This is a genomic window from Mesorhizobium sp. UC74_2, from assembly GCF_042701485.1.
Lineage (GTDB): Bacteria > Pseudomonadota > Alphaproteobacteria > Rhizobiales > Rhizobiaceae > Mesorhizobium.
Genome location: NZ_CP170562.1, coordinates 3,435,259 through 3,460,945 on the forward strand (window position 1 = coordinate 3,435,259; position 25,687 = coordinate 3,460,945).

The following is a 25,687-nucleotide window of genomic DNA, read 5'->3' on the forward strand; positions in this document are numbered from 1 at the left end:
TGCCCCCAAGCGATCCTCGACCTCAGTAATTGACTTCGGTGCGTGGCGCCGGCGTGTAGAACGGCGCCTTCCGGTACCCGTCGATGACCACCCCGCGCCGCGTCGCATCGACCGGCGTCTGCTGCCGCGGTCCCAGCAGATCGTTCGGATTGGCGATCTGGGCAGCAAGGTTGTTCTGATATGAGCAGCCGAAGTTGGTGTAGTGCTTGTTCTCGGTTGTATCGCCGATGTCCGCCGACCAGCGACCGCACTTGTCGGTATGGGCGCGCATGGCCGAATAGGTGACACGCACCGGTGCTGCTATGTTCCCCGCGCCGGCATCATAGGAGATGAATGCAATACGGTCGCGGCGAATGCCGTTGGCAGAAGCGACCTTTGCGAGGCCACGAGCCGTGGATTGCGCGGCAATCTCATTGGCCGAGCCCGAAGGCACTGAAATGGTCAACACTGAGGCGGCGGCGCGGTCGTACCCTTCAAGAAAACCAAGCAGCGACTGGCTTTGTGCTCTCGTCATGCCGCGGTCGCTCGCCCCGATCGGGATATCCAGCGTCTGGTCCTGCTGCGAAATCATGATCGGGTGATTGGTGCGGTAGTCGTCCGGGATGGCGCCGACCGTGACGCTGTCGCGATTGGCGCAACCGCCGAGCAGCGCAACAGCTATTAGAACTGCAGGAGCAACCATTCTTGTGGCTCGACCCTCGCGTATCGTCGGCGGGACCAGGTTGCTTGCCGAGTAAGACATGTTCACTCCCCGCTTACTTGTAGATGAAGCCGACGACGCCGTGATACCGGCCGGCGGGCTTGTCGGTCTGCATGGTGCCGTAGACACGATTGACCCGACCGAGGAACATCCCCGCGCCATCGCTGGCAGCGTTGAAGTTGTCGTCGGGCTTGGCGAGGTCGTTGCGTGCGACCGGCCGCGCGAGATAGGGCGTGATGATGACAACCAGTTCGCTTTCGTTGCGGACAAAGTCTCGACTGCGGAACAAAGCTCCCAGAACCGGAATCTTGCCGAGGCCAGGTAGGCCACTAACGGCCTGACGGATATCGTCTCGGACCAGGCCGGCAATCATCATCGAACCGCCGGAGGGCAGCTCGACGGTTGTGTCTGCCAAACGCTTGCGTATCGACAAGATGCTCATGCCCGGAAGCGTCTTATTGCCCTCCAAGGTCGCAGTGCCTTCGGTCGTCGGCTCGGAAACGGATGTCCGAACTTTCAGGCTTATCCGGCCTGCTGAGAGCACAACCGGCTGGAATTCGAGCCCGATTCCATATTCGAGGCGTTCAAATGTATATTTTACACCTTCCTTCTCATCACCGGTGCGCTCCTTGACGATATTGAATTCGCCGCCAACCTTGAAAGTGGCCTTCTCTCCCGAGATCGCCGTCAGGGTCGGCTCCGCCAGTGTTTTCATCACACCGGACTGCTCCATCGCGTTGATGTATGCCGACAGCGAATTGTTGCCGATCGCGGCGGTTGAGAACTGAGAGAGTGGCTTGCCCAAACCATAGGGCGGCGAGCTCATAGAACTCCAGCTGATGCCGTTCGAGCCGCCATTGCCCACCATATTGACGCCGAGCTGCTTCATGACAGACCGGCTTACCTCCGCCACCGTCACCTTCAACGTCACCTGGTCGTCGCCCATGATCTGGAGCAGGTTGACGATCTGGCTCTTCTGGCGGGTCTGGTCGGGGTTGTTGATGTCCACCCCGCCATCGCGGGAGCCGCCCACCGCCGTTTGCGAATATTGGCCGGTGGTCGCTTCACCGCCCGTCACGAAGATGGTGGCGAGATCAACGGCACGCTTGGAGTCGAGCGGCGTGTCGACCGTACCTGTCAGCACGACGTTGTCGTTGAGAAGTTCGACCTTGATGTCCGAATTCGGAATAAAGCGCTTGAGGTATTCCTCAAGTCCGGCAACATCGCGCTCGACGGCGAGATCAAGGCTGACGATCTGCTCGCCATTGGGACCAAAGACAAAGATGTTGGTCTCGCCAACCGCCTTGCCGAACAGATAGATGCGGCGCGAGGTGCGCGTCACGGCGTCAGCCACCGTCGGATTGGCGACGAGGATATCGTAGGCGTCGTTCGGCAGATCGATGACGATCGATTTGTTGAGGCCGAGCTTGATGCGCTGGCCGGCAGCCGTATTGCCCACACGCGCCTTGCCGCCCGCGGCCTGCGCGTCAATGGTGCTCACTACACCAGTCCCGAACAACAGGAGACCCACGGCAAGGGTGGTGGCAAACCGGGACATGACCTTCATTTCCTTGCCCCCACTTCGGAAACTTCTCCGGATTTGATCAGGCGCACCGTGCCGCGCCGTCCGTTGCCCGAAACGAGGTAGTCGGCTTCGCCCACGTTCTTCTCCTGAGTGTCCTTGATCGAGCGCAGCGCCAATGTCAGCCGATCGGCCATCTGTTGCGCCACGGTGATGATCTCGGCCTGCTGGGGCGTGAGCTCCAGCGTCGCCGTCTGGCCAACACGGGTCTTCTTGCCTTCCTCGTCTTCCTGGATGGTCTGGTCGATCGCCAGGACGCGGATGTTCTTCAGAATGGTTTCCGTCGTGAAACCGCCGCCGCTGTTCGCAGGATCGGCCTTGCGCGTCATGATGACGTCGACGAAATCATTCGGCAGGATAAAGCCACCGGCAGACGTGTCCGCGGCAATCGCTGTCGCAACGGCCCGGGTGCCCGATGGCAGGATGGAGGACATGAAGCTCTGCCCTTCGCCAATGAGCTTGGAGCGGCGGACGGGTTCACCGGTATACATGGCAACACGGGCGACGGAGCTCTTGAGCTTTTCGGCAGCCTCGGGATCGCCGGCACGGGTGATGAAGTTGGGATTCACACCGTCAGCCGGCCAGGATTCCCATTTGATGCTGGATTCCAGCGGGCTTCCCATTGCGACGTCGGCGCTCAGCACCAGAACGTCCTCCAGCGCGATCGTCGGCTGCTGGGGACCTGCCTCGACGATCTGAGGTGCCGGCGGCACGGCCATGTTCTTGGCGACATAGCCGGCGCCGCCCGCAGCGGCCACCGCCACACTCAAAATAATCAACCGGGATGCCGGCATCGCCCCAATCCACCCTGACAAACCACCTTAGCCAGGTCGGACTGTGCGTCCAAAATCGTCAAATTATGGTTAATGGAGTTCTAATTCGACGATCTAGAGGAATAGGTTTCCAACGGTCGCGCAGACACCTGCAAGGACAGTACAACCAACAACTTCCGTTACCGACGAAATCTGCAACTAGGCCGAGAGCTTCGCCAGAGCCCACAGCACCAGCGGCGATTCCGGAAAAGCAAGCAAACCGCCCAGGCCCAGCGCAATCCCGTAAGGCACGCCCACCTTTTCGTCAGCGAAATGGCGAAGGAACGTGCTGTGACCAGTCAGGGATGCCAATGGCGATTTTCGGTAGACGAGAATGGCAAGCGTCAATGCGCCGCCGATAAGGGATGCAAACACCAGATACTGGAGAAGGTTCATGTTGAAGCCCATCCAGACAGAAGTCGCAGCCAGAAGCTTGGCATCGCCGCCACCCATGCCACCCATGGCGAACAGGCCGAACGTGAAGCACAGGACCAACATGCCGGTCGCCAGATGCAGACCATAGGCCGCCCAATCCATGCCGGTGAATGGTGCAACCGCCATGAAGGTCAAGGTCAGAACCACCGACACACGATTGGCGATCGTCATCGACAGCATGTCTGAAACTGCCGCGAACAGCATGCAGAACGGAAAGACGACAAAGATCAGCGCTACAAGCATGGCCTGACATGAAAAAGAACAGCGATGGCAAAAACTCTAATCCAACTCCGTTAAGGATAGATGAGCCGAACCACACAAAAGCCGTGTATACTGCCCGTCAGCCAGGCCCGTCACACCATTTCGCGGCCATCAGCCAGGGGCATTTAACCCTTGGTTCACCAATCTCGTTCATCTTCCCTTTCGACTTTTGCCGTGCCGGAGACCGAGATGTCCCTGTCGAAACCGCTGATCGTGGCCGTGGCCATCGCCGCCGCGATTGCTTCGCCTTCCAAGGCCGAGGTCGGTATCGAAGTTACCATGAACCAGGCCAGGATCGTGAAATTGCCACGAGCCGCCGACACCGTGGTCATCGGCAATTCGGCCATCGCCGATGCCGCCGTGCAGGACGCCTCCACGATCGTGCTGACCGGCAAGGGTTTCGGCGTCACCAACATCGTGGCTCTCGACAATCAGGGCAGCCCCATCCTGGACGAACAGGTCACAGTCGTTCGCCAGGCCGTCAGCTCGGTCCGCATCTATCGACGCTCGCAGGTCCAGACCATGTCGTGCACGCCTTATTGCGAGAGCGCGACAAAGACCGAGGCCGAGAAGGTTTCCGAGACGGAAATGAACGCCGGCCAATAGGCGGCTTCGAAAGCGTCCGGTCCTCTCTCTGGTTAAGCTCAGGTAAAGACTTCATCCGTTAGTTTAGGAATCAACAAAACGGGCCTTCAACAGGTTTGGTCTAGGCTTCCGGCGGGTTCGGCTTGAGGGTTCCAGGCGTATGGGGCAGGAAGACAAACGCGATAAGGCGCGCGCAGCGCGGCGTCTTGGCTTTCTTGCCCGTTTCGCACGCGACCGTCGTGGCAGCACAGCCATCGAATTCGCAGCTCTCGCCATCCCATTCTCGCTGCTTGTCTTCGCGATCCTCGAGAGCTGCCTTTCCTTCGCCGGCCAGGAAGTGCTGACAAATGCCACCGACGACCTCGCTCGTCAGCTGCGGACCGGCCAGCTGAAGGCCAATGTCGTCACCGTCGACTCCCTGAAGACGAAGATTTGCGACCGGCTCAACGTCCTGACGGTCAACGACTGCACCAACCGCCTGAAGATCGATCTGCGCAACTACTCCTCATACCAGGATGCAGCGGATCATTCCTATCAGATCGTCAATGGCGACATCGTCCTCATGGACGGGACCAATGTGGATTCCAAACAATTCGTCGCCGAGCCTGGCGGCGAACAATCGATCAACATGCTGCGCGTCTTCTACAAATGGCCGGTGTTCACCGACCTGCTGAAAAAATCGATGGCCAACCTGAAGGACGGCTCCACCCTGCATTTTGCAACCAATACCTGGTCGAACGAACCCTTTGGCAAGTGACCGGGGTATCGTACCCTCGCGAAGGAACCGAAATGCAGCTTCAAATGCCGAAATGGCCGACGGTTGCTAGGCTCAAGGCGATCGCTAGAAGGCTCGGCAAGGACAATCGCGGCGTAGCAGCGGTCGAGTTCGCTTTCCTGGCTCCTGTCCTGCTCATGATGTACTTCCTGACCCTGGAGGCTTCGCAAGCGATTGAAACCAACAAGAAAGTAAGTCGCCTCGGCAGCATGGTGGCTGACCTGATCGCGCAGAACCCCGGGAGCTCCATCACCAAGAGCGATATCCAAAGTGTGATGGATATCGGAAAGACGACGCTCCTGCCCTACGCCCGGTCCAAACCAACCATTACGATCACCGGCCTGCAGTTGACCACCGATCCGATGCCGAAGGCAAAGGTTGCCTGGTCACGCAAGCTGGACGCTGATACTTTCAGCCAGGGTCTTACGGTAGGAACAGAAGTCGCCATTCCTTCCGCGCTGGCTATCAAGGACACATTTCTCGTCAAGGTGGACAGCAACCTCGACTACAAACCGCTGATCGTCTGGGCCGCAGGGGGTGAGCAGCTTGGACTGCTCAATACCTTCAAGAGCATCACGATGGGCGAGAGCTATCTGCTGCGGCCACGCACGGTATCGAAACTCACTTGCACGGACTGCTAACGGGCAGGTTCGTCGCTCGCTCGATCGGGTTTGGATTCCGGCTGGACAGCCTCGCGCAGGATCGTTTCAGCGACTGCGTAGTCGCGGTGACTGACTGCAGCGAAGCCTCCGGAATGTCTGGGCTCCACCAGGCGGTATGTTTCCGGCGTCTGTCCCTTGAGATTGGTCAAGAAGACCAAAAGACGCCGCTTGGCCTCCGGATCGAGGTTTTTCAACACGGCATGCGGTCCATAACGCAGCAGGCCCGACTGCCAGATCACCTGTAACGAACCTGCCGGCAGACCCGCCTCCTTCAGTCTTGCGGTCGTGCCACCTGTCGCCGCATCATTGTCGGAGCCGGACGGCGCCCAACCGAAGATGGCATCGGCCTTGTTCTCGACCAGCATCGCCTCGGCAGCAGAGGCCGAGGGCGCATGCTCCAGAAACGGGCTCTCCTGCGAAAAAGAAATCTGGGCAGGCGTCAGTTCCGCCAGAGGCAGCAGCCAGCCCGCAATGCTTTCTGCTGGTCCCACCGCGATACGATGGGCGGCCATGGCCTGTGGTGACGAGACCTTGCCGTCCCGGGTTATCAGGATCGAGCGGATACCGGTCGCCCCGTCGTCATCTGTCGGCGCGACAAGCGGCTCGACGCAGCCACAGCGCTCGGACGCCGCCGCATAGGCCATGGCAGAATAGATTGCATATTCGACGCGGCCGGCTGCCTGCGCTTCGATCAGCGTCGCATAGTCCGGCGCGACCAGGAACTCGACCTTCATGCCGAGCGCCATGGAATAGGCCCGCGTCAAGGCTGAAAGACCAGGCACCGTGTTGCCAGCGCCTGGTTCCGCGACGATCCCGATCCTGAATGTGCCGATGTCGTCGCGCCAATCGGCACGCGCAGGCGAAACGGCGGTGGCCAGCAAAGCCGCGGCGGCCAGAACCTTCCAACAGCGCAGGAGGCGAAAACGACTCAGCATCAGCCCAGGATTGATCCCCTTGCACAATTCGGACGCGGCTTTGCCGAAAAGTCGCTTCCCTCCATTATCAACGGAAGCCGTTGCCGTTTGGTTTCCGAATTGCCAACGCCGTTGCGCGATCCTATGTCTTGGCCGACAAACAAACCGAAAGGCTCGAATGGCGCGCGCTTTCATCTTCGTTCTGGATTCCTTCGGTATCGGCGGCGCAGCCGACGCCGGAAAATACGGCGATGAGGGCTCCGACACGTTCGGCCACATCGCCGAAGCGTGCGTCGCGGGAAAGGCCGACCGTGAAGGTCTCCGCAACGGACCGCTCGCCGTGCCCAACATGGCGGCACTCGGTCTCGCTCGCGCCGCCAGGACGGCAACAGGTTTTGTGTTTCCCGACGCCCCTTCCAGACAGGGTACTTTCCACGGCGCAGCACAAGAGGTTTCCAGCGGCAAGGACACACCCTCCGGTCACTGGGAGATCGCCGCGCTGCCGGTTCGTTTCGACTGGGGCTATTTTCCGGACACCATCCCGGCCTTTCCCGCCTCGCTCACCGAAGCGATGATCCGTGAAGGCAACGTGCCCGGTATCCTCGCCAATCGGCATGCATCGGGTACCGGCGTGATCGAAGAATTCGGTGAGGAACACATCCGCACGGGCATGCCGATCTGTTATACGTCGGTGGATTCGGTGCTGCAGATCGCCGCGCATGAGGACCATTTTGGCCTCGAACGGCTCTATGATTTCTGCAAGATCGTGCGCCGACTTGTCGATCCGTTGAACATCGGCCGTGTCATTGCCCGTCCCTTCATCGGTGAAACCGCGGCAACGTTCATCCGCACACCCAACCGCCGCGACTTTTCTGTCCCCCCGCCCGAGCCGACACTTCTCGACCGGCTGACGGCGCGCGGCAGCCGCGTCATCGCCGTGGGCAAGATCGGTGACATCTTTGCCCATCGCGGCATTTCGGAGGTGCGGAAAGCGCCGGGCAACATGGCGATGTTCGACAAGGCGCTCACAGCGATGGACGACGCACGCGACGGTGATTTCGTCTTCGCCAATTTTGTCGACTTCGATACCGATTTCGGTCATCGCCGCGACGTTGCCGGCTATGCAGCGGCGCTCGAAGCGTTCGACAAGCGCATCCCCGAAGCCCTGGCAAAACTGCGGACTGGCGATCTCTTCATCTTGACCGCAGACCACGGCAACGACCCGACCTGGCGGGGCACGGACCATACGCGCGAGCGAATTCCAGTGATCGGCATTGCCCCGGGCCTCAGAGGTGGCGACATCGGACTCAGGCCAACTTTCGCCGACATCGGCGAAACCGTGGCCGAGCATCTCGGCCTGCCGCCCGGGCGCCATGGCACGTCGTTCTTCACTGAGCTTGGTGACCATGCCTGAATTGCCAGAAGTCGAAACCGTCCGGCGCGGACTGCAACCGGTCATGGAAGGTGCCCGCATCGTCACCGTGGAGGCACGCCGCCCTGATCTGCGCTTTCCTTTCCCAGAGCGCTTCGTTGAACGACTCGAGGGCAGACGTATCACCGCGCTTGGCCGACGTGCCAAATATCTGACCATGCACATGGAAGAAGGGCCATTGCTGATCTGCCATCTCGGCATGTCCGGTTCCTTTCGTATCGAACAGGCCAATGGCGCCGCTGCGCCGGGCGACTTTCATCATGAGCGTTCGAAAGCCGCGACCCATGACCATGTCGTATTCCACCTCGAGACGGCGCTCGGAGGCGAGGCGTGTGTCGTCTTCAACGATCCGCGTCGCTTTGGCTTCATGCTGTTCGGCGAAGGCGCGGCCGGCGAGCATCCCATGCTGAAGGATCTCGGCGTCGAACCAACCGGCAATGCACTGGACGGCCCGCTGCTTGCCTCCCTCTTCGAGGGCCGGAAGACGCCGCTCAAGGCGGCGCTGCTCGATCAGAGGCTGATTGCGGGCCTCGGCAATATCTACGTCTCGGAAGCACTGTGGCGGGCTGGCCTTTTGCCAACGCGCGCGGCTGGTACAATTTCCGGTCCCGGCAGAACAACTCGAGAGCAAAGCGAGAAGCTGGCCGGGGCGGTGCGTTCGGTTATCGCTGACGCGATCGCTGCCGGGGGCTCGTCGCTGAAGGACTATGTGCAGACTGACGGCTCGCTGGGCTATTTCCAGCACTCTTTCGCCGTTTATGACCGCGAGGGGGAGCCTTGCTCCAAACCGGGCTGTAACGGGCATATCGAACGGATCGTTCAAGGCGGCCGCTCCACGTTCTATTGCCGCTCCTGCCAGGAGTAGGCTAGACGGGTCTCACCGCAATGAGGAGACCGAGCCATGGCCTATGAAACCATCATCGCCGAGACCCGCGGCAAGGTCGGGCTCATCACGCTGAACCGGCCCAAGGCGCTGAATGCGCTGAATTCGCAGGTCCTCGCCGATATCCTCGAGGCGGTGAAAGCCTTCGAGGCTGACACCAGCATCGGTGCCATGGTCATCACCGGATCCGAAAAAGCCTTCGCCGCCGGCGCCGACATCAAGGAGATGCAGACCAAGACCTATGTTGAGGCCTTCATGCAGGACTTTTTCGTCGGCTGGGAGGAACTCACCCGCGCCCGCAAGCCGGTGATCGCGGCAGTGGCCGGTTATGCGCTGGGCGGCGGCTGTGAGTTGGCGATGATGTGCGATTTCATCATCGCCGCCGACAATGCCAAGTTCGGCCAGCCCGAAATCACGCTTGGTGTCATGCCCGGCATGGGCGGATCGCAGAGGCTGACACGCTTCGTCGGCAAGTCCAAAGCCATGGACATGGTGCTGACGGGGCGCATGATGGACGCTGCGGAAGCCGAGCGCTGCGGTCTCGTCTCGCGTATCGTGCCAACGGCTGAACTCCTCGACGAGGCACTGAAGGCCGCAACCAAGATCGCTGACTTCTCGCTGCCCGCTGTCATGATGGCCAAGGAAGCCGTGAACCGCTCCTACGAGACAACGCTCGCCGAGGGCCTGCGATTCGAACGGCGTGTTTTCCACTCGATGTTTGCGCTCGATGACCAAAAGGAAGGCATGGCCGCCTTTGCCGAGAAGCGAAAGGCCAATTTCAGCAACCGTTAGACCCAAGGGCTGCTCAAAAATGAGCAGTCGCGGCGTTGACGCGCCGGAAAAGCTGAACTATAAGCCGCCACGACTGAGGCGGCCCCATGGCTGCCCATTGTTTTTTGCGCCCTGCGGCACGCCGCAAACGCTTACCATAGAGATAGAAGAGAGGCAGTATGGCCAATACCTCGTCGGCCAAGAAGGCTACGCGCAAGATCGCTCGCCGTGCGGCAGTGAACAAGAACCGCCGTTCGCGCGTTCGCACCTATGTGCGCAAGATGGAAGAAGCGCTGGCAGCCGGCGACAAGGTTGCCGCCGAGGCGGCCTTCAAGGACGCCCAGCCGGAATTGATGCGCGCCGCCACCAAGGGCGTGCTGCACAAGAACACCGCCTCCCGCAAGGTCTCCCGCCTTGCTCAGCGCCTGAAGACGCTGTCGGCCTAAGCCACAAGGCATCGCAAAATTCTGAAAACCCGGCGCTCACGCGTCGGGTTTTTTCGTTTGCCGGCAATGACTTGAAATGAACGTTCAATAGCTGCCGCAGCGGCAGTTATCGAACATGTCGAGAACTTTGCCGGCATCTTTGTTCCAGACGCAGCCACGGACCCGCAGCTAAATCCCATCCGGCATAAATAACCTTTTAACTTCAGTCGGTTAGCAAAGACCTGCGCGGGATTATCCACAGCTTGTTCACATCGCAAGCCAGGCTTCGGGAAGAACTCAATGTCAAGCGATTTTTTAAAAATTATTTCGCGCCAGCTACCCTTTTTCATATTCGCCGGAAAAGGGTTTGAATCACAAGAACTTTGCCTCGGGAGGCACGTGTAGGGGGAGCTAAATGCCCCTCCGTGGCTGCCAGATTCGTTAAAAATCCGTTAGACGCGGCCTTGCCCTTTCCACAGCGATTTCTGTAATGTCTGGTCATCGAGAGGGGCGGGCCGTTAGGCTCTCGACCTAGCCCAAAAACAGGCAAAATCTGCAACGCGGAAGCAATTCCGCGAGAGGCTGGATCTGTCCTTTCGATGCGTAGTGGGGACCGGGGTTAACAGGGCATGGCAGGTCGGACGCAGCTGGCATTTTTGCCGGATGGGTTCGTTTTGTCTCTGTCGCTTCGTATTGCATCGATGGGGGTTGTTTACCCTTGCATGCGCTAGACCACGTTTCCAGCCAGCGGCGGCTGGGGACTTGGGAGGTATGAGACCGGGAGAAGGCTGCGAAGATCGGCCCGCCGGTACACGTCAGACAAAGTAACGAGGATCTGAATGATACAGAGTGGCACAAACAGGGAGCTCGGCGGCAGCTTTCCTTTTTCCGGGGACATCGTCGGAGAAGGCGCAATGGCTGCAAGCAACGAGGCTGAACAGCGTTTCGAGCGTATCAGGGCACAGCTGAAGGCGCGCCTCGGCAGCGAGGTCTATTCGAGCTGGTTCGGCCGCATGAAGCTTGTGGAGCTCTCCAAGGGCGTCGCCCGCATGTCGGTGCCGACCGCCTTCCTGCGCTCCTGGATCAACGGTCACTACCTCGACGTCATCACCGAGCTGTGGAAGCAGGAAGAAACCGGTATCCTCAAGGTCGAGGTGGTCGTTCGCAGTGCCACACGCCACGCTGCCCCTGACCTGGAGGCCGCGCCGCTGCGCAAGGTCGCCAAACAGGCGCAGACCACGCTGTCCTCCGGCACCACATTGGGCGCCGGCAAGCAGGAACGTGCTCCGATGGCACGCGGCGCGGCGGTTGAGCCGGATTTCCGTCAGAATGTTCTCGGTTCGCCACTCGACCCGCGCTACACTTTCGGCTCGTTCGTCGAAGGGCCGTCGAACCGCGTGGCTTTCGCGGCAGCACGTGCCGTCGCCGAGTCCGCTTCGAGTGCGGTGCGCTTCAACCCCTTGTTCCTCCACGCCACCGTGGGACTGGGCAAAACCCATCTTCTGCAGGCGATCGCAGCGGAATCGCTGCGCCACAATCCGAAGTCGCGCGTCGTTTATCTGACCGCCGAGTATTTCATGTGGCGCTTCGCCACCGCGATCCGCGACAACAATGCGCTTACCCTCAAGGAGCAGCTGCGTGACATCGACCTGCTGATCATCGACGACATGCAGTTTCTGCAAGGCAAGTCGATCCAGCACGAATTCTGCCACCTCATCAACATGCTGCTCGACAGCGCCAAGCAGGTGGTTGTCGCCGCAGACCGGCCGCCATCCGAACTGGAGTCGCTGGAGCCGCGCGTCCGCTCGCGTCTCAATGGCGGCGTAGCGCTCGAAATGGCTGCGCCTGACTACAGCATGCGCCTCGCCATGCTGAAGCAGCGTCTGGCCACGGCCAAGCAGGACGACACCTCGCTCGACATCGCCGACGATATCCTCGACCATGTCGCCCGCACGGTGACCGGCTCCGGCCGCGAACTGGAAGGCGCGTTCAACCAGCTGCTTTTCCGGCAGTCGTTCGAGCCCCAGATCACGATCGACCGCATCGACGAGATCCTTGGTCATATTTATCGCACCGGCGAACCGAAACGTGTGCGCATCGAGGATATCCAGCGCATCGTGGCACGCCACTACAATGTCTCGAAGACGGAACTGCTGTCGAACAGGCGTACCCGCACCATCGTCAAGCCAAGGCAGGTGGCAATGTACCTCTCCAAGGTCTTGACCCCGCGCTCGCTGCCGGAAATCGGCCGCAGGTTCGGCGGCCGCGACCACACCACGGTTCTCCACGCTGTCCGCAAGATCGAGGATCTGTCGGGCGCCGACAACACGCTGGCGCAGGAGCTCGAACTGCTCCGCCGGCTGATTAACGACCAGGCTTGACGAGCCGGGCGGCAACCAAGCCGCCCGCATCCGCCGTTATCCCCGACAAAGCCCGCGGAACCGCTCGCTGCCGGTTCCGCGGGCTTGCGTTCAAGGGGTTTTTCCTGTCAGCTTGGTTAGAATCTGAATGTGTTCAGACCTTTCGCGGGGCGCCGTTTCACGGAACCTCGAAAGTCATTCAAGCGAGCCTTCATCGTCATGCGTGTTATCCTCGAACGGTCCAATCTCCTGAAATCCCTCAACCACGTTCACCGCGTGGTCGAGCGCCGCAACACCATACCGATCCTGTCCAACGTGCTGTTGATGGCCGAGGGCGGCAGCCTGGAAATGAAGGCCACCGACCTTGATCTGGAGGTGACCGAAGCTGCACCCGCCAAAGTGGAACAGTCGGGCGCCACCACCGTGCCGGCGCATCTGCTCTACGACATCGTGCGCAAGCTCCCGGACGGCGCCGAGGTGATGCTGAAGACGGATGAGGACGGCAATGCCATGACCGTCATCTCCGGCAGGTCCAGCTTCCGGTTGCAGTGCCTGCCGCAGTCCGACTTCCCGGAACTGTCGGCCGGCACGTTCTCCCATATCTTCCGGCTCGAAGCGACCGCCCTGAAGCGCCTGATCGACAAGACCCAGTTCGCGATCTCGACTGAAGAGACGCGTTACTACCTCAACGGCATTTTCCTGCACACCCACGAGGTGGGCGGCAAGCTCAAGTTGCGTTCGGTAGCGACCGACGGTCATCGCCTCGCGCGCGCCGAGATGGATGCGCCAGCGGGCTCTGAGGGCATGCCGGGCATTATCATCCCACGGAAGACCGTCAGCGAGCTGCAGAAACTTGTCGACGATCCGGATGTCGCGGTAACAACCGAGCTTTCCGACACCAAGATCCGCCTCACCATCGGCAGCGTGGTCCTTACATCCAAGCTGATCGACGGCACCTTTCCCGACTACCAGCGGGTCATTCCGACGGGCAATGACAAGAAGCTGGTCATCGATCGTCAGACTTTCGCGGCCGCGGTTGACCGCGTTTCCACCATCTCCTCGGAGCGAGGACGTGCGGTGAAGCTGACGATCTCAGATGGCCAGGTCACGCTGGCGGTCAACAATCCCGACTCTGGCAGCGCGACTGAAGAATTGGCGGCCGACTACGCCGCCGATCCGATCGAGATCGGCTTCAACGCACGCTACCTGCTCGATGTTGCCGCTCAACTCAGCGGCGGCGAGGCTCGGTTCATGCTTGCGGATGCCGGTTCCCCCACCCTGATCCACGACACCAGCGACGAGAATGCGCTCTACGTGCTGATGCCGATGCGCGTTTAGTCGCGCGCATCGCCTTGATCCCATGATAAACGAACCGAGCCGGGAGGGCGCAATCAGCGCGCAGACCCACCTCACCCGGCTCGCCCTCACCAATTTCCGCAATTATGCGGCGCTGTCGCTTGACCTGAAACCTGGAGCGGTTGTCTTCACCGGCGATAACGGCGCGGGCAAGACAAATCTGCTTGAGGCCATTTCGCTTTTCACACCCGGACGAGGCTTGCGCCGAGCGCCCTACGGCGAGGTCGCCCGCGAAGGGAGCGACGGTGGTTTCGCACTGCATGTCCGTCTCGACGGCCCTTCCGGGGAGGCTGAAATCGGCACCGGCGTTGCAGGTGGTGACGTCCCTGGTGAAGGTGGGCGGCGCGTGCGCATCAATGGCGCGGCGGCACGTTCGGCCGAGGACATGCTGGAATGGTTGCGTATCGTCTGGCTGACGCCGGCGATGGATGCGCTGTTCACAGGCCCCGCCGGCGACCGCAGGCGCTTCCTCGACCGGCTGGTGCTTGCGATCGACGGCAGCCACGGCCAGCGTGCGCTGGACTACGAAAAGGCCATGCGCGGCCGCAACCGCCTGCTTGCCGACGGCACGCGTGACAGCGCGTGGTTCGACGCGATCGAGACACAGATGGCGGAAACCGGCGTGGCGATTGCAGCCGCCCGCAGCGAAATGGTGCGGCTTCTGTCCGCGATGATCGAGAAACTGCCGGGTGACGGACCTTTCCCGCAGGCTGATATCGCACTCGCAGGCGAACTGGAAACTGAGATCGACACCATGCCAGCGGTCGAACTGGAGGAGAAATTCCGCCAGGCGCTGGCCAGCGGCCGCGACCGCGACCGCGCAGCCGGCCGCACGCTGGACGGACCGCATCGATCGGACCTGCTGGTGCGGCACCGTCCGAAGGCAATGCCGGCGGAACTTTGCTCAACCGGGGAACAGAAGGCGCTTCTGGTTGGACTGGTGCTCTCGCACGCCCGCCTCACCGGCGAGATGTCCGGTCTCACCCCCATCCTGCTGCTTGACGAGATCGCGGCACATCTCGATGCCGGTCGGCGCGCGGCGCTGTTCTCGATCCTGGAGGAGCTGAATTGCCAGGCATTCATGACAGGCACCGACGCGGCACTGTTCTCCAGCCTGCGCGGTCGTGCGCAGTTCCTCAGTGTCGATCACGGCGCTGTTGTGCCAACCGCTGACGCCTGACAACCGCCAGGCAGGACGGTATGGTCTCGGCATGAACAGCCCTGCCCTTTCCGACGAAGAACTCGAACGCTACGCACGCCACGTCGTGCTGCCGGAAATCGGCGGAGCCGGCCAGCAGAAGCTGAAACGCGCACGCGTGCTGGTTCTCGGCGCCGGCGGGCTCGGTGCGCCGGTGCTGGAATATCTCGCGGCAGCCGGCATCGGCACGCTTGGCATCGTCGACGACGATACCGTGTCGCTTTCCAATCTTCAGCGACAGATCATCCACGACACGGGCGCGGTCGGGAGATCGAAAGGCGAGAGCGCCAAAGTCGCGATCGCCCGCATCAACCCGCATGTCACGGTGGAATTGCACGATCTGCGCCTGACGGCGGAAAACGCGGCAAGCATCGTTCGCGCATACGATGTCGTGGTGGACGGTTCCGACAATTTCGAAACCCGCTATGTGCTGGCAGACGCCTGCGCAGTGGAGAAGAAACCACTGGTCCATGCTGCCGTCGGCCGCTTCGACGGCTCGATCACCGTCCTGAAACCCTTTGAAAACGGGCCGGATGGACGCCCGAACCCGACATATCGCGACCTCTTCCCGGAAGCACCGCCACCTGGCCTGGTGCCGTCCTGCGCGGTTGCCGGCGTAGTCGGCGCGCTCACCGGCGTCATCGGCACTCTGCAGGCGATGGAGACCATCAAGCTCGTGGCCGGAATCGGTGAGCCGCTGGTTGGGCGGCTACTGCTTTACGACGGGCTGGCCGCGCGTTTCGACACCATCCGCTATCGGAGCCAGGGATGAGCATCGACATCGCAGTGACCAGACTGCCTTCTGATTTCGAACGCTGGGACGAATTGCTCACCCTGATCATGCGCGCCTTCGCCTACATGGATGGCGTGATCGACCCGCCTTCCTCCGCGCACCGGCTATCGGTGGATGGCCTGCGCGAAAAGGCAGGCACGGAAACCGGGTTCCTGGCCATGCAGGATGACCAGATCGTCGGCTGCATCTTCGCCGCCGAACACGCGCGGCATTTCTATGTCGGCAAGCTGGCGGTCGAGCCTGGCCTTCAGGGTCGTAAGATCGGGCGCGAACTGATGCGAGCCGCCGAGGCTCATGCCTGCGCCGCGGGAAAGCCTGTGCTCGAATTGCAGGCGCGGGTGGAACTGACCGGCAATCAGGCAGCCTTCACCCGCCTGGGCTTTGTGGAGACCGGGCGAACCGCCCATGCCGGCTATAACCGGCCGACATCAGTGACCATGCGCAAGACGCTGTCATAGACGCATCACAGGCGATGATCAGGCGCGGGCGGGCAGCACGCGATCCGGCGGCCGGTGTCCGTCGAAGAAGGTACGGATGTTGATGATGACCTTCTCGCCCATATCGATGCGCCCCTCCAGGGTCGCCGAACCCATGTGCGGCAGCAGCACCACCTTGTGCTTGGCGGCAAGCCTGAGCAGCTTGGTGTTCAGCGCCGGCTCGTTCTCGTAGACGTCGAGGCCGGCGCCGGCGATCTTGCCGTCCTGCAGCAACTTGATCAGCGCATCCTCGTCGATGATGTCTCCGCGCGCCGTGTTGACGATGTAGGCGGTGGGTTGCAGCAACGCCAGTCGCCGGGCCGAGAGGAGATGGAATGTGGCCGGCGTCGAGGGACAATTGACAGAAATGATGTCCATGCGGGCCAGCATCTGGTCGAGGCTTTCCCAATAGGTTGCCTCAAGTTCGTCTTCCACGCTTTGCAGGACGCGATGGCGGTTATGGTAGTGGATCGAGAGGCCAAAAGCCTTGGCACGGCGTGCAACCGCGGTGCCGATACGGCCCATGCCAACGATTCCGAGCCGTTTGCCCCAGATGCGCCGGCCAAGCATCCAGGTGGGCGACCAACCGGGCCATTTCCTGTCGCCGGCAAGCACGTTGGAGCCTTCGGCGAGCCGTCTCGGCACAGCGAGCATCAGCGCCATTGTCATATCGGCGGTGTCTTCGGTCAGCACATTCGGCGTGTTGGTGACTGCGATGCCCTTTTTCGAGGCCGCTGCGACATCGATGTGATCCACACCATTGGAGAGGCTGGCGATCAGCTTGAAGTTCGGTCCGGCCTGTTCGATGAGCTCGGCATCGATGCGATCGGTGATGGTGGGAACGAGCACATCGGCTTCCCGCAACGCCGCGGCAATCTCCTCGCGCGACATGGGCTTGTCTTCAACGTTCAGCCTGGCGTCGAACAACTCGCGCATCCGCGTCTCGACAGGATCAGGCAATTTGCGCGTGATCACAACGAGAGGCTTCTTTTTGCCGGCCATCGTTTCCTCGTTCCCGGGATGCTGTTGAGACCTCTTTAACCAAGACCGGCGAAACTGCAAACTGGTCTCGGTAGCCATGCCTCATGTAACAAGTGGGACCGCCGAAGACAAAGAAAAAGGCGCGTGCGCAGGATTGCCGACAGCGCTGGAAAAAAGGAACGAACGTGTCTGGTTTCGCGTCGCTACGTCTGATTCTCTCCGCGACAATGCTTGGCCTGCTCACGCTTACTCCGGTCGCGACGGCGCAAAATGCCGCAGCGCCGGTTCAGACGGTGACATTGGGGCCAAGCGGCTTGCCATTGCCCCGGTTCGTCAGCCTGAAGTCGGCACGGGTCAACTCACGCGTCGGCCCGGGCGTCAATTATTCCGTCGACTGGATGTACACCAGGGCCGGACTGCCGATGGAGATCGTGCAGGAATACGATACCTGGCGGCGTGTGCGTGATGCCGACGGTTCCGAGGGCTGGGTAAGCCAGGCTCTGCTGTCGGGCAAGCGCACGGCGATCATCGCGCCGTGGCAACGCGGCAAGGATGTGCGCATCAATCTCGTGAAGAGCACCGCCAAGGATGCCAGCGTGATTGCGATGATCGAGCCGGGTGTCATCGGCTCCATCAAGTCCTGTGACGGGCAGTGGTGCGAAATGAGCCTGAGCGGCCATACCGGCTGGATCAGCCAATCGCTGGTCTGGGGTGCCTACCCCGGCGAAAAGATCAACGAGTAGACCAAACGACGCGGGACTGAGGTCCAGTTCGATTCCAACGGGCAGAGATTCAGTCACGTTTGGGGCGCAGGCGCACCACCACGTCGACATTCGCAATCTCCATACCCTCCGGCGGTTCCGGAAGATTGCCGACCGTAACGGGCCCGCTTTCGATGTCGAAAACCCGGTTTTCACCTTCGACGAAGAAATGATGATGGTCGGAGGTGTTGGTGTCGAAATAGGTGCGCGACCCCTCGACGGCCAGGATGCGCAGAAGGCCGGCTTCGGTAAACTGATGCAGCGCATTGTAGACCGTGGCCAGCGAAACCGGCACACCGGCAGCCAGCGCTTCTTCGTGCAGTTCCTCTGCCGAGAGATGACGATCGCCCTTGGCAAACAGCAGGTCAGCCAGTGCAATGCGCTGGCGAGTCGGCCTCAGGCCGGCTTCGCGTACCCGCTTGTCCACAGTCATGCCGTCTTTCCGATCGTCCAAACCGATCAACCCACCTTCACGTTCCGCCCGCAACTGCCCGTCGACAGCGGCAAAAATCAGGCGGAAATCCACGTCCCGTATTATGTCAGATATATTCTGTAGGCCAAATCCGATCAATAGCGCGCATTGACCCGGGGAAATGGGCAGGCTAGAGCCAGCGCGACATCTCCGGCCGTCGGTTTCCGGCGCGAAGCGGACTGTGTTACTAGAAATCGGACACGGGCATCAGATCGCCCGGCGAACGACGGGGAAAGACTAGATGGCGGATCGGAAATCGAGCTACGACTACGACGATCTGCTGGCGTGCGCGAAGGGCGAACTGTTTGGCCCCGGCAATGCCCAGCTTCCTTATCCGCCGATGCTGATGTTCGACCGCATTACCGAGATCAGCGAGACTGGCGGCGCTTTCGACAAGGGTTTCGTGCGGGCCGAATTTGCCATTCACCGCGACCTCTGGTTCTTCCCTTGCCATTTCATCGACAATCCCGTGATGCCCGGCTGCCTGGGCCTCGATGCGCTCTGGCAGCTCACAGGCTTTTTCCTGGGCTGGCTCGGCGAACCAGGCAAAGGCATGGCGCTGTCGACGGGCGAAGTTAAGTTCAAGGGCATGGTCACGCCTTCCGTCAAGAAAGTGGAGTACGGCGTCGATTTCAAGCGCGTCATGCGCGGCCGATTGGTGCTCGGTATCGCCGACGGCTGGTTGAAGGCCGATGGCGACCCCATATACGCGGCCACCGACCTGCGGGTGGGCCTGGCAAAACAGACAGCTGCCTGACACCTGCACTCAACGAAAAAAAACGAGGAGCCGCAACATGAGACGGGTCGTAGTCACAGGCCTCGGCATCGTATCGTCCATCGGCAACAATGCCGAGGAGGTCAGCGCCTCTCTCCATGACGCCAAGTCCGGCATCAGCTTTTCCAACGACTTCGCCGAGCATGGCTTCAAGTGCCAGGTCTGGGGCGCCCCCAATCTGGATACGACAGACCTCGTCGACCGTCGTGCCGCTCGTTTCCTGTCGCAAGGCGGCATGTGGAACCATGTCGCGATGAAGCAAGCGATCGCCGACAGCGGGTTAGAGGAAAACGAGGTTTCCGGCAACGAGCGCACCGGCATCATCATGGGTTCCGGCGGTCCGTCCACGCGCACGATCGTCGAAGCCTCGGAAACCACGCTGAAGAACAGCAGCCCCAAGCGCATCGGGCCATTTGCCGTGCCGAAGGCCATGTCGTCGACGGCCTCCGCAACGCTTGCCACCTGGTTCAAGATCCACGGCGTCAACTATTCGATCTCGTCCGCCTGTTCGACCTCGGCACACTGCATTGGCAATGCCGCCGAGATGATCCAGTGGGGCAAACAGGACATCATGTTCGCGGGCGGTCACGAAGACCTCGACTGGACGATGTCCAACCTGTTCGACGCGATGGGCGCGATGTCGTCCAAATTCAACGATCGAGCCGCAGTCGCCTCGCGTGCCTATGACGTCAACCGCGACGGTTTCGTCATCGCGGGCGGCGCCGGTGTTCTGGTGCTGGAAGAGCTCGAGCATGCCAAGGCGCGCGGCGCCAAGATCTATGCAGAGCTGACCGGCTACGGCGCGACCTCCGACGGCTACGACATGGTTGCTCCTTCCGGCGAAGGCGCCATACGCTGCATGCGGCAGGCGCTCGCGACGGTGAAAACACCGATCGACTATGTCAACACGCACGGCACGTCGACGCCGATCGGCGATTCGAAGGAAATCGGCGCGATCCGCGAGGTGTTCGGCGACAGGATGCCACACATCACTTCGACCAAGTCTCTGACCGGCCATTCCCTGGGTGCGGCCGGCGTCCAGGAATCGATCTATTCGATCCTGATGATGCAAGGCGGCTTTATCGGCGAGAGCGCGCATATCGACGAACTCGATCCCGAATTCGATGGTGTGCCGATCGTGCGCAAGCGCATCGACAACGCCAAGATCGACACGGTGCTGTCCAATTCCTTCGGCTTTGGCGGCACCAACGCCACGCTCGTCTTCCAGCGCCATTCCGCATAGGGATTTTCACATGGACGGTTTGATGAAGGGCAAGCGCGGCCTGATCATGGGCGTTGCCAATGATCATTCCATAGCCTGGGGTATCGCTCAGAAACTGGCCGAACAGGGCGCCGAACTGGCCTTCACCTATCAGGGCGAAGCCTTTGGTCGCCGGGTCAAGCCACTGGCTGAGAAAGTTGGCGCCTCACTGGTCGTGCCATGTGATGTCGAGGACAGCGCCTCGGTCGCCGCGACCTTCGATACGCTGAAGAGCGCGTGGGGCAAACTTGATTTCATCGTCCATGCCATCGGTTTCTCAGACAAGACAGAGCTGAAGGGCCTCTATGCGGACACCACGCGCGACAATTTCGTGCGCACCATGGTGATCTCCTGCTACTCCTTCACGGAAGTCGCCCGCCACGCCGCGGCGTTGATGCAGGACAGCGGGTCGATGATCACCCTCACCTATGCCGGTTCGGTTCGGGTAATGCCCAACTACAATGTCATGGGGGTTGCCAAGGCGGGCCTTGAGGCCAGCGTGCGTTATCTCGCCAACGATTACGGCCCACGCGGCATCCGCGTGAACGGGCTGTCAGCTGGTCCGGTGCGTACACTCGCAGGTGCCGGCATTTCGGATGCGCGCTACATGTATTCCTACCAGCAGCGCAACGCGCCGTTGCGGCGCACGGTCGGCATCGACGAGATTGGCAACTCGGCGCTCTACCTGCTTTCCGATCTCTCGTCCGGCGTGACCGGGGAAATCCACTATGTCGATTCCGGCTATCACGTCGTGTCGATGCCCACGCTCGACGAACTGAAGCGGCTGGATGGCGGCAAGGATTGAAGCCGCAAGGCTCGCGCTAGCCCCGTCGACTACCCTCTCCAAAGTAGAAAGAGCCTGTCGTCCACTGCGAAGGATGGGCCCTTGCCTTTTGGTTAACTTTCATGAAACGTTAGTCAACTTTTGTTGCCGATAAAATGCGACGAATCGCAGGAAACTTATTTTAAGAGGATCGCGGTTAGAACATCCTGCAGATTGGGACCCTGCGTATGCCCTCTGTGAAGAATCCTGGCCGAACGCCACTTTTCCGGCTGATCACCATCGCCAGCGCCGGCATGGGCAGCTTCATCCTGGGCTTGTGGGGCCTCAAGATCGGTCTTGGCAACGGCCTTACGCAACTTCCGCTCAATACACTCGTGGCCATTGTCGCGGGCCTTTGCGCCCTGGCGGCGGCCTGTGCAGCGATGTCATTTTTCGCCGGTGTCGACGAATCCGCCGATTATGTTTTTTCCGAAACCAATTTCGACAAGCTGACGGGAACGCTGGCCAAGCACGCGATGGTCGGCAAGGTGGCAGAAGCTGCTTCCTCCACGCTCAAGACTGGTGAGCCGGTCTACCTGCTCAACATCGACATCAATCGTTTCAGCCAGATCAATGACGCGATCGGCTACACGCAGGTCGATGATCTTGTTCGCCTGTTCGCCCATCGCTTGAAAGCGCTGCTGCCGCGTGAAGCCGTGGTTGGTCGTGTCGGCCCGGGCGAATTTGCCGTACTTTATCCGGACAAGCGTCTGCCGGGGTCGATGGAGGCACTGGTCGAGCAGCTGATCGATGATCTGATCGCCCCATACCAGCTGAAGACGCATCAGCAATCTGTCAGCCTGTCGGTCGGCGTCGTGGCCATGCCAAAGGACGGCATCGATCCGGTACTGCTTTTGCGACGCGCCAATCTTGCCTTGCAGAACGCGCGAGCAACCAACGCCGCCGGCACCTGGTCGGTTTTCCAGCCGGAGATGGGCAAGGTCGCAGATCACCGGCAATGGGTGGAATCCGAACTGCATACGGCGTTCGAGCGTGGCGATTTCGACCTGCACTACCAGCCCCAGCTAGACCTCGCCGCCGGCAAGGTCGTCGGCTATGAAGCGCTGATACGGTGGAACCATCCCGAGCGCGGTACGATCCCACCGATGGAATTTATCCCGCTGGCTGAAGAAACCGGCATGATCGGTCCCATCGGTGAGTGGGTGCTGAGCAAGGCCTGCAGCGATGCTCGTCATCTGCCTGAAGAATGCTTCGTGGCGGTCAACATTTCCCCGGTGCAGTTCATGACCAAGGATTTCCTGGCAATGGTACGCAACACCATTGCCAGGACCGGTATCAAACCGTCGCGGCTCGAACTGGAAGTCACCGAAACGGCGATGATGCAGGACAAGGAGCGCGCCGCCGCCATACTGAAAGAATTGTCCGACATGGGTATCTCGGTGGCCGTCGACGACTTCGGCACGGGCTATTCCAACCTCAGCTATCTGATCGACTTCTCCTTCCACAAATTGAAGATCGACCGCTCTTTTGTCAGCCGTATCGACACCGATTCCGGTTCCGGAGCCGTCGTCTCGACCATTGTCGGCCTGTCGCGCGCGCTGGGGGTATCGACGATTGCCGAAGGCGTGGAAACCGAGAGCCAGGCAACCATGCTGAAGGCCGCAGGCTGCGAAGTGGTGCAAGGCTACCTGTTTGGCAAGCCCGCGCCGCTGCGCGTCATTGGCGGACAGGCGCAAAGCGTCGAACAGCTGGCTCAAAACCAGCGGCGTGCCGCAAACCTGCACTGACTGGCAAGCCTTCCTACCAAGCTTTCGATCAGCGACGCGCCAGCAGCACCTTGAAGGCTTCGTTGCGTCCGATCTCCACGTGATTTGCAAAGGCGGTGGCGAGAACGGGTTCGTACGGCAACTGCCGGTTCGCCACCATGAACAGGCGCCCACCCGGCCGCAATGCCTTGGCCGCGGCGCGGATGATGGCAGCCCCCAGCTGTGGTTCCGCCGCGCGGCCCTGATGGAAAGGCGGGTTCATGACGATAACGTCATAGCGCTCCGCGACCGCTTCAGCTGCAAGATCGTGCCAGAAACACCTTGCAGCAAGGCCCGGCAGCAACCGCGCCAGCGTTCGACCCGCCGCCTGCAACGAGGCATGGTCGGCCTCATAGAGGTCAAGTCCATCCAAGCCAGCAGCCCGTTCGGCCAGCGTGACCGACAAATAGCCCCAGCCAGCGCAGAAATCGGCAACATGGCCCGTGATGTCTGCGGGCAGATAACCGCCAAGAAGCCGTGAACCAGCATCGACGCGGTCGAAGGAGAACATGCCGGGCGCGGTCTCGTAGCGATCCTCCACCAGAACCGAAGGATTGGCGACGCGCAGCCTGGATGCGGCTTCGCTACCTTGCCGGGCGAACCAGAAGACCTGGCCATGGTGTTTCGAGAGATGACCCTCGACGCCAACAAGCTCTCCCACCCGTCTGCGAAGGCTCGCTATCCCATCCTCCTTGCCGCCCGCAACGACGATCCAGCCGCCTTCGGCCGTGCGTTCAATGGCTTGAGCAATGCGCGTTTCGTTCAAACCGCGGTGGCGGCCCGCCAGAACAAGGGCCAGGTCATAGCCCTCCCCTTCGGGCTCAGCCGAAACCATGTGAGCGGAGGCCGCCAGATGGCGAAAGTCCGGGCGGAATGCCTGGACAAGGTGCAAGGCCGCGCCAAAGCCGGCAGGCAGCCGAAATCCCGGCAGAGCGCCGAGAAAGAGCGCACGCGTACCTTCTCCCGGCAGAGGCAACGCCTCGGCCTCAAAAGGATGGAACAGCGTTTTCAGCGTATCAGAATCCATGACAGGGAGTTATCATGTCGATCATCGTATATGTAGCAAGCTCAGAAAAAGTCCGTCGAAAGCCTGCTCCAGCCTTCTCCCGCGAGACCGCCGATAAAGATGTCGTCTCGCTGAGCCGCAGCCAGGAATTCGGTGCGCGTGGTGCCCAGGCAGACATTGGCCCTGTGGCGAAAGAACATGGCAGGCTGCTGTGAAAGGGCACCCAGGTAGCGGGGCTCGACACGACCTTGCGCCGCCACATATCCGCGGTCCTGAAAGTGGAGCAGCATGGCATCGGCAGCCTGCTTCTCCGTGCCGGATCTCGCGATCACGTTCAGGACCTCGGCCACACCGTTCGACTGGCTGTAATAGCAGACAAAGCCATTTGGATTGCCTGCTTGATCCTCAATCGAAAGCAGCCGAAGTGTGCCCGCGGCCCGATTGTCCGCCGCCATGCGGAGAAGCCAGTCCAGATCCTGCCCGCTCCAGGATGGATGAGCAGCATAGCTCCGGAGCAGAGCAGGAACGAGAAAAACAGCCTCGTCCCGAGCTATCTCCTTCACCGTGGCATGGAACTTTCCAGCACTCTCGACGCGCGGAAGCGAGAAGAGTGGATTGAGCATCCTGCCGACAGACCCTGCGCCCCACTTGCCGAAGACAGGCCGCCGCTGTGAGACGAGATTCGCCGCATAGCTTGCCGGTTTGAATATGCGGGTCCAGCCGAGCGCATATGTGGTGAGCGATATACCTCCGACGGCTTCGAAGTGCCTGAGGCTCACCCGCGCCGCGCTGTCACTGAACTGCACCGTCTCGTCACCCGGGCGCAAGGCGAGGGTCAGTTCGGCTGGCCCTCGCGGAGCTCCACCCGGCTTCATCATGAAGGCGCAGAGCAGCCGCCCCATGATCGATTGTCCGTTGACCGTGTATGGAACCGGCAGGATCGAGACCGCGCTGTCTATTTCCCCGCGCTCGTCCTCATGCACCACGCTCCCGATGGCGGGATCGTAGTGGGGACTTTCGAAAAAGAGCTGCTGAAAGTAGCGATCGAAGTTTTCATTGCAGGATGTCGATTGGGGGCGGAAAACCTGCTTGAAAAGAGCACGGATAGCCGGGATGTCATCTATCTTCATCGCGCGCACGCGCCGCGATTTCACGTCCCTTGGCGATGCCGAGATATACCCCACCCAGGCCTCTTTCACTTGGTCGTCTCGGCTGGCTCCTGCATCTCGACCTTGGCAGACGGATGTATGACGTAGCCCAAAATATCAGCGCAACACTCACCTCAATTATGTAAATAATCGCTGAATTAGCTGCTGCTCCAAGGATGGCGCGGGCAAATTGGTTGTCCGCGCACCCTGTCAGGATCGGCAAGAAGGCTGTGACCTTATTGCGAGCAACCTCAAGTGGTGCTCGGCATTTCGC

At 60.9% G+C, this 25,687-nt stretch carries 26 protein-coding genes; 17 read left to right on the plus strand and 9 right to left on the minus strand.

The window, feature by feature from the left end; translation table 11 throughout:
- Positions 1-22: 22 nt before the first annotated feature.
- From ACFJIU_RS16740 to ACFJIU_RS16755, 4 genes are all read right to left on the minus strand, one after another.
- Entirely contained in the window at positions 23-742 is a 720-nt protein-coding gene (locus ACFJIU_RS16740; RefSeq protein WP_379061651.1) for a CpaD family pilus assembly protein, read from the minus strand.
- Positions 743-755: 13 nt separating this feature from the next.
- Positions 756-2,267, minus strand: coding sequence for a type II and III secretion system protein family protein (locus ACFJIU_RS16745; protein WP_379061653.1), 1,512 nt, complete (start codon positions 2,265-2,267; stop codon positions 756-758).
- Complete coding sequence (gene cpaB, locus ACFJIU_RS16750) at positions 2,264-3,076, minus strand: Flp pilus assembly protein CpaB (RefSeq protein ID WP_379061655.1); 813 nt, start codon at positions 3,074-3,076, stop codon at positions 2,264-2,266. The genes ACFJIU_RS16745 and cpaB overlap by 4 nt, the downstream gene beginning before the upstream one ends.
- Positions 3,077-3,253: 177 nt before the next feature.
- Positions 3,254-3,772 (minus strand): prepilin peptidase, encoded by a 519-nt coding sequence (locus ACFJIU_RS16755; protein ID WP_379061657.1) that lies wholly within the window; start codon positions 3,770-3,772, stop codon positions 3,254-3,256.
- 207 nt (positions 3,773-3,979) lie between these two features.
- Here ACFJIU_RS16755 and ACFJIU_RS16760 point away from each other — a divergent pair, with 207 nt between their 5' ends.
- The 3 genes from ACFJIU_RS16760 (at position 3,980) to ACFJIU_RS16770 (ending at position 5,791) form a co-directional block, all read left to right on the plus strand.
- Complete coding sequence (locus tag ACFJIU_RS16760) at positions 3,980-4,396, plus strand: pilus assembly protein N-terminal domain-containing protein (RefSeq protein WP_379061659.1); 417 nt, start codon at positions 3,980-3,982, stop codon at positions 4,394-4,396.
- Between the two features lie 139 nt (positions 4,397-4,535).
- Positions 4,536-5,132 (plus strand): TadE/TadG family type IV pilus assembly protein, encoded by a 597-nt coding sequence (locus ACFJIU_RS16765; RefSeq protein WP_379061661.1) that lies wholly within the window; start codon positions 4,536-4,538, stop codon positions 5,130-5,132.
- 32 nt (positions 5,133-5,164) lie between these two features.
- A complete protein-coding gene (locus ACFJIU_RS16770; protein ID WP_379061664.1) occupies positions 5,165-5,791 on the plus strand; it encodes a TadE/TadG family type IV pilus assembly protein in 627 nt (208 codons plus the stop codon).
- Here the strand turns inward: ACFJIU_RS16770 and ACFJIU_RS16775 are convergent.
- The gene (locus ACFJIU_RS16775; RefSeq protein WP_379061666.1) at positions 5,788-6,747 is read right to left on the minus strand and encodes a phosphate/phosphite/phosphonate ABC transporter substrate-binding protein; all 960 of its coding nucleotides are present in this window, start codon (positions 6,745-6,747) and stop codon (positions 5,788-5,790) included. The genes ACFJIU_RS16770 and ACFJIU_RS16775 overlap by 4 nt on opposite strands.
- Positions 6,748-6,904: 157 nt before the next feature.
- Here ACFJIU_RS16775 and ACFJIU_RS16780 point away from each other — a divergent pair, with 157 nt between their 5' ends.
- From ACFJIU_RS16780 to ACFJIU_RS16820, 9 genes are all read left to right on the plus strand, one after another.
- Positions 6,905-8,140 carry a phosphopentomutase gene (locus ACFJIU_RS16780; RefSeq protein WP_379061668.1) on the plus strand — a complete coding sequence of 412 codons (1,236 nt, stop codon included), beginning with the start codon at positions 6,905-6,907 and terminating at the stop codon, positions 8,138-8,140.
- The gene (mutM, locus tag ACFJIU_RS16785; protein ID WP_379061670.1) at positions 8,133-9,023 is read left to right on the plus strand and encodes a bifunctional DNA-formamidopyrimidine glycosylase/DNA-(apurinic or apyrimidinic site) lyase; all 891 of its coding nucleotides are present in this window, start codon (positions 8,133-8,135) and stop codon (positions 9,021-9,023) included. The genes ACFJIU_RS16780 and mutM overlap by 8 nt, the downstream gene beginning before the upstream one ends.
- Before the next feature lie 36 nt (positions 9,024-9,059).
- A complete protein-coding gene (locus ACFJIU_RS16790; RefSeq protein WP_379061672.1) occupies positions 9,060-9,833 on the plus strand; it encodes an enoyl-CoA hydratase in 774 nt (257 codons plus the stop codon).
- A gap of 158 nt (positions 9,834-9,991) precedes the next feature.
- Entirely contained in the window at positions 9,992-10,258 is a 267-nt protein-coding gene (gene rpsT / locus ACFJIU_RS16795; RefSeq protein WP_129410688.1) for a 30S ribosomal protein S20, read from the plus strand.
- A gap of 821 nt (positions 10,259-11,079) precedes the next feature.
- On the plus strand, positions 11,080-12,618 hold the full coding sequence (gene dnaA, locus ACFJIU_RS16800) for a chromosomal replication initiator protein DnaA (RefSeq protein WP_379073130.1): 1,539 nt from the start codon (positions 11,080-11,082) through the stop codon (positions 12,616-12,618).
- A 198-nt stretch (positions 12,619-12,816) separates the two neighbouring features.
- Entirely contained in the window at positions 12,817-13,935 is a 1,119-nt protein-coding gene (dnaN, locus tag ACFJIU_RS16805) for a DNA polymerase III subunit beta (RefSeq protein ID WP_379061674.1), read from the plus strand.
- A gap of 52 nt (positions 13,936-13,987) precedes the next feature.
- Complete coding sequence (recF, locus tag ACFJIU_RS16810; protein ID WP_379073132.1) at positions 13,988-15,133, plus strand: DNA replication/repair protein RecF; 1,146 nt, start codon at positions 13,988-13,990, stop codon at positions 15,131-15,133.
- A 31-nt stretch (positions 15,134-15,164) separates the two neighbouring features.
- Positions 15,165-15,923: a molybdopterin-synthase adenylyltransferase MoeB gene (locus ACFJIU_RS16815; RefSeq protein WP_379061675.1), complete on the plus strand. Its 759-nt coding sequence runs from the start codon at positions 15,165-15,167 to the stop codon at positions 15,921-15,923.
- Positions 15,920-16,402 (plus strand): GNAT family N-acetyltransferase, encoded by a 483-nt coding sequence (locus tag ACFJIU_RS16820; RefSeq protein ID WP_379061677.1) that lies wholly within the window; start codon positions 15,920-15,922, stop codon positions 16,400-16,402. Before ACFJIU_RS16815 ends, ACFJIU_RS16820 begins: the two co-directional genes overlap by 4 nt.
- An 18-nt stretch (positions 16,403-16,420) precedes the next feature.
- Here the strand turns inward: ACFJIU_RS16820 and ACFJIU_RS16825 are convergent, their stop codons facing one another.
- Positions 16,421-17,422: a D-glycerate dehydrogenase gene (locus ACFJIU_RS16825; protein ID WP_144223299.1), complete on the minus strand. Its 1,002-nt coding sequence runs from the start codon at positions 17,420-17,422 to the stop codon at positions 16,421-16,423.
- A 164-nt stretch (positions 17,423-17,586) separates the two neighbouring features.
- Between ACFJIU_RS16825 and ACFJIU_RS16830 the strand changes: the two genes are divergently transcribed.
- Positions 17,587-18,144 (plus strand): SH3 domain-containing protein, encoded by a 558-nt coding sequence (locus tag ACFJIU_RS16830; RefSeq protein WP_379061679.1) that lies wholly within the window; start codon positions 17,587-17,589, stop codon positions 18,142-18,144.
- Positions 18,145-18,193: 49 nt separating this feature from the next.
- Here the strand turns inward: ACFJIU_RS16830 and irrA are convergent, their stop codons facing one another.
- Positions 18,194-18,595 carry an iron response transcriptional regulator IrrA gene (irrA, locus tag ACFJIU_RS16835; RefSeq protein WP_054309462.1) on the minus strand — a complete coding sequence of 134 codons (402 nt, stop codon included), beginning with the start codon at positions 18,593-18,595 and terminating at the stop codon, positions 18,194-18,196.
- Positions 18,596-18,875: 280 nt separating this feature from the next.
- Between irrA and fabA the strand changes: the two genes are divergently transcribed.
- The 4 genes from fabA to ACFJIU_RS16855 all read left to right on the plus strand — a co-directional run bounded on the left by fabA (position 18,876) and on the right by ACFJIU_RS16855 (position 23,241).
- Entirely contained in the window at positions 18,876-19,391 is a 516-nt protein-coding gene (fabA, locus tag ACFJIU_RS16840; protein ID WP_326891002.1) for a 3-hydroxyacyl-[acyl-carrier-protein] dehydratase FabA, read from the plus strand.
- Between the two features lie 37 nt (positions 19,392-19,428).
- Positions 19,429-20,652 carry a beta-ketoacyl-ACP synthase I gene (gene fabB / locus ACFJIU_RS16845; protein WP_379061682.1) on the plus strand — a complete coding sequence of 408 codons (1,224 nt, stop codon included), beginning with the start codon at positions 19,429-19,431 and terminating at the stop codon, positions 20,650-20,652.
- Between the two features lie 10 nt (positions 20,653-20,662).
- The gene (gene fabI, locus ACFJIU_RS16850; RefSeq protein ID WP_379061684.1) at positions 20,663-21,475 is read left to right on the plus strand and encodes an enoyl-ACP reductase FabI; all 813 of its coding nucleotides are present in this window, start codon (positions 20,663-20,665) and stop codon (positions 21,473-21,475) included.
- 206 nt (positions 21,476-21,681) lie between these two features.
- Positions 21,682-23,241: a putative bifunctional diguanylate cyclase/phosphodiesterase gene (locus ACFJIU_RS16855; protein ID WP_379061687.1), complete on the plus strand. Its 1,560-nt coding sequence runs from the start codon at positions 21,682-21,684 to the stop codon at positions 23,239-23,241.
- 28 nt (positions 23,242-23,269) lie between these two features.
- Here ACFJIU_RS16855 and ACFJIU_RS16860 read toward each other — a convergent pair whose 3' ends face one another.
- Entirely contained in the window at positions 23,270-24,286 is a 1,017-nt protein-coding gene (locus tag ACFJIU_RS16860) for a class I SAM-dependent methyltransferase (RefSeq protein ID WP_379061689.1), read from the minus strand.
- A 41-nt stretch (positions 24,287-24,327) separates the two neighbouring features.
- Entirely contained in the window at positions 24,328-25,464 is a 1,137-nt protein-coding gene (locus tag ACFJIU_RS16865; protein WP_379061690.1) for a hypothetical protein, read from the minus strand.
- Between the last annotated feature and the right edge of the window lie 223 nt (positions 25,465-25,687).